At 45.6% G+C, this 12,947-nt stretch carries 11 protein-coding genes and 1 pseudogene; all 12 read right to left on the bottom strand.

The window, feature by feature from the left end:
• Positions 1–39 precede the first annotated feature (39 nt).
• A pseudogene (gene rpoS, locus ACZ5ZC_RS19955) lies at positions 40–1,025 on the bottom strand (RNA polymerase sigma factor RpoS).
• Positions 1,026–1,105: 80 nt separating this feature from the next.
• Positions 1,106–2,029, bottom strand: coding sequence for a peptidoglycan DD-metalloendopeptidase family protein (locus ACZ5ZC_RS19950; RefSeq protein WP_464932216.1), 924 nt, complete (start codon positions 2,027–2,029; stop codon positions 1,106–1,108).
• Positions 2,030–2,042: 13 nt separating this feature from the next.
• The gene (locus ACZ5ZC_RS19945; RefSeq protein WP_317387975.1) at positions 2,043–2,669 is read right to left on the bottom strand and encodes a protein-L-isoaspartate(D-aspartate) O-methyltransferase; all 627 of its coding nucleotides are present in this window, start codon (positions 2,667–2,669) and stop codon (positions 2,043–2,045) included.
• Entirely contained in the window at positions 2,669–3,445 is a 777-nt protein-coding gene (surE, locus tag ACZ5ZC_RS19940) for a 5'/3'-nucleotidase SurE (protein WP_005393882.1), read from the bottom strand. Before surE ends, ACZ5ZC_RS19945 begins: the two co-directional genes overlap by 1 nt.
• Positions 3,445–4,488, bottom strand: coding sequence for a tRNA pseudouridine(13) synthase TruD (gene truD, locus ACZ5ZC_RS19935; protein WP_145532509.1), 1,044 nt, complete (start codon positions 4,486–4,488; stop codon positions 3,445–3,447). The genes surE and truD overlap by 1 nt, the downstream gene beginning before the upstream one ends.
• A 46-nt stretch (positions 4,489–4,534) precedes the next feature.
• Positions 4,535–5,011, bottom strand: a complete 477-nt coding sequence (gene ispF, locus ACZ5ZC_RS19930) for a 2-C-methyl-D-erythritol 2,4-cyclodiphosphate synthase (protein WP_253651598.1) — start codon at positions 5,009–5,011, stop codon at positions 4,535–4,537.
• 17 nt (positions 5,012–5,028) lie between these two features.
• A complete protein-coding gene (ispD, locus tag ACZ5ZC_RS19925; protein WP_047008818.1) occupies positions 5,029–5,733 on the bottom strand; it encodes a 2-C-methyl-D-erythritol 4-phosphate cytidylyltransferase in 705 nt (234 codons plus the stop codon).
• A 1-nt stretch (position 5,734) separates the two neighbouring features.
• Positions 5,735–6,016 carry a cell division protein FtsB gene (gene ftsB / locus ACZ5ZC_RS19920; protein WP_005380907.1) on the bottom strand — a complete coding sequence of 94 codons (282 nt, stop codon included), beginning with the start codon at positions 6,014–6,016 and terminating at the stop codon, positions 5,735–5,737.
• 466 nt (positions 6,017–6,482) lie between these two features.
• On the bottom strand, positions 6,483–7,784 hold the full coding sequence (gene eno, locus ACZ5ZC_RS19915; protein ID WP_005383785.1) for a phosphopyruvate hydratase: 1,302 nt from the start codon (positions 7,782–7,784) through the stop codon (positions 6,483–6,485).
• A gap of 78 nt (positions 7,785–7,862) precedes the next feature.
• Complete coding sequence (locus ACZ5ZC_RS19910; RefSeq protein ID WP_005393892.1) at positions 7,863–9,503, bottom strand: CTP synthase; 1,641 nt, start codon at positions 9,501–9,503, stop codon at positions 7,863–7,865.
• Positions 9,504–9,713: 210 nt separating this feature from the next.
• Positions 9,714–10,511, bottom strand: coding sequence for a nucleoside triphosphate pyrophosphohydrolase (gene mazG / locus ACZ5ZC_RS19905; RefSeq protein ID WP_054868083.1), 798 nt, complete (start codon positions 10,509–10,511; stop codon positions 9,714–9,716).
• Between the two features lie 209 nt (positions 10,512–10,720).
• Entirely contained in the window at positions 10,721–12,940 is a 2,220-nt protein-coding gene (gene relA, locus ACZ5ZC_RS19900) for a GTP diphosphokinase (protein WP_005393896.1), read from the bottom strand.
• Positions 12,941–12,947: the final 7 nt, after the last annotated feature.

The following is a 12,947-nucleotide window of genomic DNA, read 5'->3' as shown; positions in this document are numbered from 1 at the left end:
AACCATAGCCTTTTGCATATCTACTGAAGTACGGATTATTTAATCATCTTCGACGTTAAATAAGTTTTCCATATTCAAACCTTGCTTGATTAAAACCTCACGAAGACGACGTAAACCTTCTACTTGGATTTGACGTACACGCTCACGTGTCAAACCAATCTCTCGACCAACTTCTTCAAGCGTCGAAGGCTCATAGCCTAGAAGACCAAAACGTCGTGCAAGTACTTCTTTCTGTTTTGGATTCAACTCTTCTAACCAATGAATCAGCGATGATTTGATATCGTCATCTTGAGTCGAGACTTCTGGATCGGAGTTGTTTGCGTCGGGAATAATATCCAACAGCGCTTTTTCACCGCACCACCGATTGGCGTGTCGACAGAACTGATACGCTCATTGAGACGTAGCATTTTGCTTACATCTTCGACTGGAATATCTAACTGAGCAGCAATTTCTTCTGCGGTAGGTTCGTGATCGAGCTTCTGAGAAAGTTCACGCGCAGTACGCAGATAAATGTTCAGCTCTTTCACGACATGAATAGGTAGACGGATCGTACGAGTTTGGTTCATCAACGCACGTTCGATCGTTTGTCGGATCCACCAGGTCGCATAAGTAGAGAAGCGGAAACCACGCTCTGGATCGAACTTCTCGACCGCACGGATCAAACCAAGGTTACCTTCTTCAATCAGATCGAGTAGTGCTAGGCCGCGATTACTGTATCGACGAGAGATCTTGACCACCAAACGTAGGTTACTTTCGATCATACGTTTACGTGCCGCTTCGTCGCCACGCAGAGCTCGTCGAGCATAAAGCACTTCTTCTTCGGCAGTAAGTAGAGGTGAGAAGCCAATTTCACCTAGATACAACTGAGTTGCGTCTAAGCTTTTACTGCTCGCGTCAAATTCTTCACGCGCAGCCGTTTTGCTTTCTGTGGATGATGATTTTTCGAGTTCGTTATCAATGGTCTTCACTGACGCATTGTCAAATGCAAACTCTTCAACTTTGGTTACTGTGTTGCTGATACTCATAACGCCTCCCCCTGGCGAGTTAGCAAGACATGACAACTCAATATGTCGCTAAATGATGTCGCAAGTTGTTTTTCAAAGTTTTAAGGCAAATAGCGTTTTGGATTCACCGATTTACCTTGATAGCGAATTTCAAAGTGTAGCTTGACTGATTTAGCACCGGAACTACCCATGGTGGCGATTTTCTGTCCGCTTTTTACACTTTGTCCTTCTGATACCAGCAGTTTGTCATTATGTGCATAGGCGCTTAAATAATTGTCGTTATGCTTTACTATAATTAAGTTGCCATAACCTCGTAGCGCATTGCCTGAATAAACAACGGTGCCGGCTGCGGTTGAAACGATAGGTTGACCACGCTGTCCTGCGATGTCGATACCTTTATTTCCCTGTTCTCCCGCCGAAAAGTTCTTGATTACTCTCCCTTTTGTTGGCCACAACCACTTAGAAACTTTATCACTCTTCGCCGTGGTAACTGGCGATTTTTGCTTCACTTCTTGGTTATCTTTTGAACCAACATACTCCTTTGTTTTCGATTGTTCAACCTTCTTTGGAGGCTGTTTTTGTACGACTTTAGGCTTGGTCTCTGTAGGTTTTTGACTAGAGTTTTTACTTGAAGTTTTCGGTTTAGAGGCTGTTGATGTTTTCGTCACTGGGGCTGGTGGCGTCGTAACAACAGGAACCACAACGGGTTCAACTTTTTGGCCATATTTAGGGGCGACATATTTCGGAGCCCAAAGTTTTAGCCTCTGTCCAGGGTAGATGGTGTAAGGCTGAGTTAACTCATTGTAACGGACAAGATCATTTACATCTTTATCTGTGACATAAGCTATGAAGTAAAGTGTATCGCCTTTTTTTACCTCATAATAACTCCCTCTGTAACTTCCTCTTTCAAGGCTTGAATAGTCTTTCTTTAAGCTAGAGACAGGTGCAGGAGAATGCGCTGCACAACCAACTAGTCCTGCAGCAAACACAAAGCTAATACCAATATGACGTAATAACTTACTCACCTATCCCTAACCCTTAAGCTAAATCACCCGCAACCAGAGGTACAAATCGAACCATTTCCACAACAGTAGAGAGATATTCATCTCCCTTACGTTCAATTTTTAGTAACTGTTGCTCCGTATCTCCAACAGGAATCACCATCTTACCGCCATCTTTTAATTGTGCGAGAAGTGCTTGGGGGATCACTTCTGCGGCTGCGGTAACAATGATGGCATCGAAAGGACCACGAGCTTCCCAGCCTTGCCACCCATCAGCATGCTTGGTTGAAACATTGTAGATATCCAATTGTTTCAGACGGCGTTTTGCTTCCCATTGCAACGATTTAATTCGCTCAACGGAGTATACATGTTCAACAATTTGCGCCAGTACTGCGGTTTGATAACCGGAACCCGTTCCGATTTCCAGTACGTGACTCGTTGGCTCTAGTTCGAGTAACTCGGTCATACGAGCAACAATATAAGGTTGAGAAATAGTTTGTCCCTGACCAATCGGTAACGCATTGTTATCGTAGGCTTGGTGCATCATCGCTTGAGAGACAAAGCTTTCTCGTGGTAAGCGTTGGATAGCATCCAGAACTCTTTGGTCTTTGATGCCACTGGAGATAAGAAACGCTATCAACCTGTCAGCATGTGGGTTACTCATTACTTCTCTTCCTTTAACCAACTATCCATTGCACGCAGCGATTCATGAGCAGTGAGATCAACTTGCAGAGGCGTCATTGAAACTCGACCATGTTCAATCGCATAAAAGTCGGTGCCCTCACCCGCATCTTGCTCTTTTCCTGGAGGCCCTAACCAATAAATATCATGACCTCTCGGATCTTTCTGCTTAATCATATTCTCTGCGTGATGACGCGCACCTAAACGCGTGACTTCGATTTCGCCCAGGTTTTCTGCTGGTAAGTCAGGCACGTTTACGTTCAATAACCGATTCGTTGGAATCGGAGACGCTAAATGCTGTTGCACAATTTGACGTGCAATTTTTGCGGCAGATTCGAAATGACGCTTACCCACCAGCGAAAAAGCAACCGACTGAACACCAAGGAAATGCCCTTCCATTGCTGCAGCTACCGTTCCTGAGTAAAGAACATCATCACCCAAATTTGCACCGTGGTTGATGCCTGATAAAACAAGATCGGGCAAATCATCTTTCATCAGCTCATTCAGCGCAAAATGTACACAATCTGTAGGCGTTCCTTGCACTGAATAGATATTTGGGGCAATTTCAGTTACGCGTAATGGTTGCTCTAGTGTCAGTGAGTTCGAAGCACCTGAACGATTTCGGTCGGGTGCGACAATGGTCACTTCAGCGATATCTCGCAACTCATCAGCAAGTGCATGAATCCCTTGGGCATGTACGCCATCGTCGTTGCTGATTAAGACTCTTAGGGGCTTCGCGTTTAGTGAATCCTGTTCCATTAGTATTCTCTTTCTACTTCAACCTCATTAACTAACTCACGAACGATAGAGGTTGCAAAAGATCCCGCATCCAGTGAGAAAGTCAGCGTAATGTTGTTACCTTCAACCGTCCAAGCTAAATCTTGTGGCTTCAGCGCAATATCGCGACGGTCGTGGCGCATGCGATTACCACGAATCAGCGCCATGAGATCAGGCTCTTCGTCTAAAAACGGTTGCTCTAACGCCAAAGCCTCAGCTTGAGTAGGCAGTGCATTATCGCCAGCAAGCGCAGCGGTAATTGCCACTTCACCTGCAGCAAATTGTGCTTGTAGATCTGCGATATTGCTTGCATCAACCAACTGAGTGCCAGAACTTGTCTGTGCAATATCACCATCGATGAATTTATCAAACACACCACTTTCTAGACGAGCAGAAACGATACGGTTGAAGATCCACGAACGCGCCGCTGATAAATACATGCTGCGCTTATTTTGATTACGGGTACGAACGTTTTCGCGTCCCCATCGACGTGCTTCTTCAAGGTTGTTGCCATCATTGCCAAAACGCTGACTACCAAAGTAGTTTGGCACACCAACTTGTTTCACTTTTTCAAGGCGTTGCTCTACATCTTCAACGTCAGTCACTTCAGACAAAGTGACAACAAACTCGTTCCCTATTAAGTCTCCAGGACGCAGTTTTTTGTTGTGTCGATCAGTCGCTAAGATTTCAATACTCGGATATTGAGCTAGGAATGCCGAGAAGTCCGGAGTTTCCCCTTTCGGTAAATGGACACTCAGCCACTGTTCCGTCACAGCATGGCGGTCTTTAAGGCCTGCCCAGCTAACGTCTTTCGACTTTACGCCACAAGCTTTCGCCAACTCATTCGCAACAAAACTGGTATTTTCTCCAGTTTTTCGAATACGCACCATTAGGTGCTCGCCTTCGCCCGTAAAGGCAAAACCTAAATCCTCACGAACCTGAAAATGTTCTGGTTGCGCTTTGATTTTTGCCGATGCAACAGGCTTACCCGTTAGATAAGCCAATGAAGATAAAATATCTGACATGATGTTTTTCCGCTGTTTACACAGCATTAAGGAGCAAGTTGGTTAATTATTGCTTGAACAGAAGCACCACGGCTTCCGTTGCAATGCCTTCTTTGCGCCCAGTAAAACCGAGACGCTCTGTCGTCGTCGCTTTTACGTTAATGTTACTAATATCGGTTTCTAGGTCTTCCGCAATCGCCGCACACATCGCGTCAATATGAGGGGCCATCTTAGGTGCTTGTGCCATGATGGTGACATCGGCATTACCAAGGCGGTAGCCTTGCTCTTTGACACGACGATAAACGTCTTTCAACAATTCGCGGCTATTAGCCCCTTTCCATTTATCGTCGGTATCCGGGAAGTGACGACCAATATCACCCGCAGCAATCGCCCCGAGTAGCGCATCAGTCAAAGCATGAAGAGCAACATCACCATCTGAGTGGGCTACTAAGCCCTGCTCGTAAGGGATAACAACACCACCGATAATGACCGGGCCTTCACCACCAAATTTATGCACGTCAAAACCGTGACCAATTCGAATCATTTTTTATCCTTTCTTTTTTAGCCGCGCTCACGGCTCAGATAAAACTCGGCTAACGCGAGATCTTCTGGCTGAGTAATTTTTATGTTATTCGCATTACCCTGGACTAAAGCAGGCGTTTCGCCCAACCACTCTAAAGCCGATGCTTCATCCGTGATGGCTACGCCTTGTTCTAATGCGTCAGCCAGTGCTCGAGTCAGTTGTTGAGTTTTAAACATTTGTGGAGTTAATGCATGCCACAATGCTTCTCTCTCTACCGTATGACCGATATCTTGTGCTACGTTTGCTCGCTTCATTGTGTCTCTCACTGGAGATGCGAGGATGCCACCCGTTGGGTGAGCGCAGCAAACATCAATCAAACGGTCAATGTCGGATGTTAATACACATGGCCTTGCAGCGTCGTGGACCAATACCCACTCGCTTTCCAGATGTTCATTGACATAGTTTAGCCCTGAAAGTACGGAATCAGCGCGCTCTTTGCCACCCGCGACTTGAATTACATCAGGATGGTTCGCGATGGTTAACTCAGGAAAATAAGGGTCACCTTCGGTAATGGCGACAACCACTTTCGAAATTCGCGGGTGCGACAGCAACTTTTCTACAGTGTGTTCCAGCACCGCTTTTCCGTCGATCAATAAATATTGCTTAGGGCGGTCAGCCTTCATTCGACTACCGACACCGGCAGCAGGAACAATTGCGACATGCGATGAGTTCACATCCAACATTTTAATGGTTTTCCTCACCTATAATGCGGTAGAAAGTCTCGCCATCTTTAACTAAACCAAGCTCATGACGCGCACGTTCTTCAATCGCATCAAGACCTTGCCTTAAGTCATCAATCTCAGCAAACATTTCATTATTGCGAGCTTGTAGCTTGCTGTTCACTTGTTGCTGAACTTCAATTTCATCTTTTACTGTGTAGTAGTCAGACACTCCGTTTTTACCAAACCATAGAGTGTATTGAAGCAAGCCAAACAGTAGCGTAAGGGCTATAACAAAGATTCGCATATCGCTGCTAACATTCTGTACCGGAAGGAATTAGATAAGGTGACATATATAGCATAAATGCGAGGTCGCCTCTAGGGGAGAAAGGGAGACTCACACGCTCCTTACAAGAAATAAGCAGCAAAATGAAACAAAGACATATGAAGCTATTCTTAGCACTCACCAAAGTAAGACCAAGAAATACAAGCCTATAGATACAAAAACACCCCGCAAAATCAGGGTATTTTCAAAGCTTCAATCTAAGCGGTTAATCCAATGAAGAACTAAGCTTGAACTTCTTTAAGACCGCTTCTTTGAAACATGGAGGAGCGTGCTCATCTAGAGCTTCCTCGATGCAGATAAATGGGTTGCTTTCTTTAGGTATGGCAAGCAACACGGCCAGAACGGCTCATCGCTCTTAAATAAAAAACGCTCCACCGAAGTGGAGCGTTTCTAGAAAGCTATTTAGCTAAACTTATTCAATTAAGAATTAAGCTTGACCTTTAACTTCTTTAAGACCGTTGAAAGGAGCGCGCTCACCTAGAGCTTCCTCGATACGGATTAGTTGGTTGTACTTAGCAACACGGTCAGAACGGCTCATAGAACCAGTTTTGATTTGACCTGCAGCAGTACCTACCGCTAGGTCAGCGATAGTTGCATCTTCAGTTTCGCCAGAACGGTGAGAGATTACTGCTGTGTAACCTGCGTCTTTAGCCATCTTGATTGCAGCTAGAGTCTCAGTTAGAGAACCGATTTGGTTGAACTTGATAAGGATAGAGTTAGCTACGCCTTTCTCGATACCTTCAGCAAGGATCTTAGTGTTAGTAACGAATAGGTCGTCACCTACTAGTTGAAGTTTGTCACCTAGTAGTTCAGTTTGGTGCTTGAAGCCATCCCAGTCAGACTCGTCTAGACCGTCTTCGATAGAAACGATTGGGAATTGGTTAGCTAGCTCAGCTAGGTAGTGGTTGAACTCTTCAGAAGTGAAAGTTTTACCTTCGCCTTTCATGTTGTAGATGCCAGCTTCTTTGTCGAAGAACTCAGATGCTGCACAGTCCATAGCTAGAGTAACGTCTTTACCTAGTTCGTAACCAGCAGCTGCAACAGCTTCTGCGATAACTTCTAGAGCTTCAGCGTTAGATTTAAGGTTAGGAGCGAAACCACCTTCGTCACCAACTGCAGTGCTGTAGCCTTTAGACTTAAGAACTTTAGCTAGGTTGTGGAATACTTCTGCACCGATACGTAGACCTTCTTTAAGAGTCTTAGCACCAACTGGTTGGATCATGAACTCTTGGATGTCAACGTTGTTGTCTGCGTGCTCACCACCGTTGATGATGTTCATCATTGGTAGAGGCATAGAGAACTGACCAGCTGTACCGTTTAGTTCAGCGATGTGCTCGTATAGAGGCATGCCTTTCGCTGCAGCAGCAGCTTTAGCGTTTGCTAGAGAAACAGCTAGGATAGCGTTAGCACCGAATTTAGATTTGTTTTCAGTGCCGTCTAGTTCGATCATTACTGCGTCGATTGCAGCTTGGTCTTTAGCGTCTTTACCAACTAGAGCTTCAGCGATTGGGCCGTTTACAGCTTCAACTGCTTTAAGAACACCTTTACCTAGGAAACGTGCTTTGTCACCGTCACGTAGCTCAAGAGCTTCGCGAGAACCAGTAGATGCGCCAGATGGAGCTGCCGCCATACCTACGAAACCGCCTTCTAGGTGTACTTCAGCTTCTACAGTTGGGTTACCACGTGAGTCGATGATTTCACGACCTAGAACTTTAACGATCTTAGACATTAATGTTTCCTCTCGTTTCAAATATAAATGTCAATTTTAAAGGGCAGCAGCACAACCTTCGCCGCCGCCCGTATCCTTTTACTTCTCGAATTCGCCGCGTGCGTTTTGGCCCGCAGCCTTAACGAAACCTGCAAACAATGGGTGGCCATCGCGAGGAGTCGATGTGAATTCTGGGTGGAACTGAGCCGCTACAAACCATGGGTGAGCTGGGTTCTCAATCATTTCCACTAACTTCTTGTCCGCTGATAGGCCAGAAACTTTCAGACCTGCTTTTTCGATTTGCGGACGAAGCACATTATTCACTTCGTAACGGTGACGGTGACGTTCATGGATCGTCGCGCTACCGTAAAGTTCACGAGCTTTCGTACCTTTCTCTAGGTGACATAGCTGTGAACCAAGACGCATCGTACCACCTAGGTCAGACTTTTCAGTACGCTCTTCTACGTTACCTGACTCGTCTACCCACTCTGTGATCAAACCTACCACAGGGTACTTAGTCTCTTTGTTAAATTCTGTTGAATGTGCACCTTCCATACCCGCAACGTTACGCGCGTATTCAATTAGTGCAACTTGCATACCCAAACAAATACCTAGGTAAGGCACATTGTTTTCACGTGCATATTGAGCCGCACGGATCTTGCCTTCAATACCACGATCGCCGAAGCCACCTGGAACTAGGATCGCGTCTAAGCCTTCTAGCAGCTCAACGCCTTTTGTTTCGATATCTTGTGAGTCTACATACTTAATTGTGACACTTAGACGGTTTTTCAAGCCAGCGTGTTTAAGCGCTTCGTTCACAGACTTGTATGCATCTGGCAATTCAGTGTATTTACCAACCATACCGATGGTTACTTCACCAGTAGGATTTGCTTCTTCGTAAATAACCTGTTCCCACTCAGAAAGATCAGCTTCAGGAGCTGTGATGCCAAAGCGAGCACACACAAGATCATCTAGACCTTGAGACTTGATCAATTGAGGAATCTTGTAGATAGAATCTACGTCCTTCATTGAAATTACTGCTTTTTCTGGAACATTACAGAATAGTGCGATTTTCTTACGTTCATTCGCTGGAATAACGCGGTCGCTACGGCAAACTAGGATATCTGGCTGAATACCGATAGATAGAAGTTCTTTTACAGAGTGTTGAGTTGGCTTAGTTTTCACTTCGCCCGCTGCCGCTAGGTAAGGAACAAGTGTTAGGTGCATGAACATTGCGCGCTCACGGCCTAGTTCAACGGCTAGCTGACGAATCGCTTCCATAAATGGTAGTGATTCGATATCACCAACGGTACCGCCAACTTCAACGATAGCCACATCATGGCCTTCAGAGCCAGCAATTACACGGTCTTTGATCGCGTTAGTGATGTGAGGGATAACTTGAATAGTTGCGCCTAGGTAGTCACCACGACGTTCTTTACGAAGTACGTCGGCATAAACACGACCTGCAGTGAAGTTGTTACGCTTGGTCATCTTGGTACGGATGAAACGCTCGTAGTGACCAAGGTCAAGGTCAGTCTCTGCGCCATCTTCTGTAACGAACACTTCACCGTGCTGAGTAGGGCTCATTGTGCCCGGGTCAACGTTGATGTAAGGGTCAAGCTTCATCATAGTCACTTTAAGACCACGAGCTTCTAGAATAGCCGCAAGAGATGCTGCTGCAATACCTTTACCTAGAGAGGATACAACCCCGCCAGTAACAAAAATGTAATTTGTCGTCATGTTTAACCTGAAATTGGTTGAATGAGGGAAATGGAGTGCTTCTGGACGGGAGATAAATATACCAGAAGCTCCTTACCGCCACAACGTGAAATCTATCACACCGTAATTTTTTATTTTTTGCTTCAAATCAAAGTGAGCAAAGACAAACCAAAGTCCGTTTTCGTGTTAAGAGGCAAACTGGCCTCATATTGTATATTCCGCCTATTTCCCCTATCTAGACTCTTCTCGCTTTACTTCATCCCAGAAATCATCGAGCTCTGATAAAAAACAATCTGTAAGCGCTTTGCCTGACAGCTGGACCTTTCCTTCAACTTGCTTGAAACGTCTCGCAAACTTTAAGTTTGCTTTACCTAGTGCGACTTCTGGATTTTTATCAAGATGGCGTGCCAAATTGACGGTCGCAAATAGCAAATCGCCGAGCTCCAACTCCACTTTTTCTTCATCTGGCTGGACTTGTAGTGCTTCTTCCATGACTTCATCAATTTCTTCTCGCACCTTATCGACGACCGGGCCAAGAGAGTCCCAGTCAAATCCATATTTCGCACATTTTTTCTGTATCTTTGTAGCACGAGAAAGTGCTGGCAAAGAGTTTGGTATTGAGTCTAGGATACTTTCTTCCGCTTTGCCCACCTGCGCTTTTTCTTTTGCTTTTTCGGCTTCCCAGTTGGCGTTGATTTCCTCGTCCGATTCAAACTCAACATCTGAAAAAACATGAGGATGACGGCGAGTCAGTTTTTCATTCACGGTTTCGACGACATCCGAAAAGTCGAACAGCTCTTGCTCTTTCGCTAGCTGACTGTAAAAAATCACCTGAAACAACAAATCCCCTAGCTCTTCTTTTAGATTGGTCCAGTCTCGATTTTGAATCGCGTCCACCACTTCGTAAGTTTCTTCGATGGTGTGCGGAACGATGGTGTCAAAGGTTTGTTTTAAGTCCCAAGGGCAACCGTTTTCTGGGTCACGCAACTTCGCCATGATTTGTTCTAATTGTTCAATTGGATGACTCATTTTTTGTTCCTTTAAACCTTTCTACTAAAGAAAAAGGTGAGCAGCCAAAACCGCTCACCTTCTACATTATATTTTCTCAGCAGCTTTCACTAAGTAATTGTTACTTTGACAAGGCAACAAGTTTTCGCGACTCCTGAGCATAGCTCGCCTATGTGATGGAGCAAGAAAACGCAGTTAACGCAATAAAAGTGACAAGTACGACGTGAAAGTTAGCCGAGGCGTTTCACCGTCATCACATCCTTAATCTGCTCAACACGCTTCGAAACACGAGAAAGCACCTCAATATTGGTGACTTCTAGGTCAAAGTCCATGATGGCAAGTTGACGTCTGTAATCGACTCGGTTCTTCATACTGGTCACTTTGATCTTTTCGTTGGCGAACAGTGTCGTAATGTCTTTGAGTAGACCACCTCGCTCCATCGCTTCAACACGGACGGTGAGGATGTATGACCCGACGAAGCCGCTGCCCCAGACAGTATCAATGATACGCTCTGGCGCATGATGGCGCAGTTCTTCTAACTGCTCACAGTCACTGCGGTGTACTGAAATCCCGCGACCTTGCGTGATGTAACCACAGATATCATCACCTGGAATCGGCTGACAGCAACGCGCTAGGTGCGTCATTAGATTATCGACACCTTCTACAACGACGGCGTCTTTTTTCGGTCGGCTTTGCGCTGGTGATTTGTGCTCTGCTTCTTGCAGTTTTTCCAGTGCTTGCTGGTCTTCTTCTTCTGCCGTTGGCTTGTTAACGAGCGCATTAATATGGTTAATGATTTGGTTGATACGCAAATCACCGCTACCAACACCAACGTAAAGCTCATCTGGTGTTTTGACGTTAAACCGTTTCAGAGCGTAATGCTCAGCATCTTTTAACGTTGCGCCAATTTTTGCTAACTCATGTTCAAGAATTTCACGACCCGCTTCGAGGTTCTTCTCACGGCTTTGCTTTCGGAACCAGGCGTTAATTTTGGCACGCGCGCGGCCAGAATGAACGAAGCCTAATGATGGGTTTAACCAGTCTCGCGATGGGTTAGGCTCTTTCTGAGTGATAATCTCAACCTGATCACCCATATGTAGTTTATGAGTAAACGGTACTATGCGGCCTCCGACTTTGGCGCCAATACAACGGTGTCCCACTTCGGAGTGAATATGGTAGGCAAAATCTAGCGGCGTTGCCCCCATAGGTAAATCGACAACATCGCCACGAGGCGTAAACGCATAGACGCGGTCATCAAAGACTTGGCTACGTAGCTCATCAAGCATTTCGCCAGAATCTGACATTTCTTCTTGCCAATCCAGTAGCTTACGCAGCCACGTAATCTTCTCATCATAACCGCTTCGGCTGCTTGCCCCTTCTTTATATTTCCAGTGCGCTGCAACACCCAGCTCCGACTCTTCATGCATTTGCTTGGTACGAATCTGGATCTCGATGGTTTTGCCTTCTGGCCCTAGAATTACGGTGTGGATCGATTGATAACCGTTTGGTTTAGGGTTAGCAACGTAGTCATCAAACTCGCTCGGTAGGTGCTTGTATTTGGTGTGAACTACACCCAAAGCCGCGTAACAGTCTTGCAGTTTGTCTGCGATGATACGTACTGCTCGAACATCAAACAGCTCATCGAATGCCAAACTCTTCTTCTGCATTTTTCGCCAAATGCTGTAGATGTGCTTAGGTCGACCACTCACTTCGGCGTTAATACCTGACACTTCCATTTCGTGCGTGAGGTCTTCAACAAAGTCTTTGATGTACTGTTCACGAACGATGCGTCGCTCAGAAAGCTGCTTGGCAATTTGTTTGTAAGTTTCCGGCTGTTGGTAGCGGAAAGCGTAATCTTCAATTTCCCATTTCAGCTGACCGATGCCTAATCGGTTTGCTAGCGGCGCATAGATGTTGGCACACTCTTTTGCCGCCGCACGTCGAACTTCATCAGGCGCTTTTTTAACTTCAATAAGGTTACAAATTCGTTCCGCGAGCTTGATAACTACGCAGCGGAAGTCATCCACCATGGCAAGCAGCATGCGGCGTACGTTATCTACCTGAGATGACGCTGCACTGCCTTCCATGTTGACGTTGAGTTGGCCAATAGCCGCCATTTCTTCAACGCCGTCGATTAATTTTATGATTTCTTTGCTGTATTTCTCTTCCAGAATTTCTCTGTTAAAAGCACCACTTGAAACCAAAGGAAACAGTTGAGCAGCCACTAAGGTGGCCTGATCCATAGACAAGGTGATCAAAATTTCGATCATTTCTCGTCCACGCCACAACAACAGTTCCGCTTGCTCGTTATCGGCTAATACCGTCTGGCAATCTCGATATACTTCGATTAAGCGTGAGGCTGTGTTTTTCTCTTGTCCCAGGCTAGCCACCCAGTTTTCGAGTTCAAACTGTTCATCTTGGTTTAAATGCGCGCTTCTTACCGCAACCATCTCATCA

This window comes from Vibrio sp. JCM 18905 (assembly GCF_055393305.1).
This window is presented reverse-complemented; position numbering and strand designations above follow the sequence as displayed.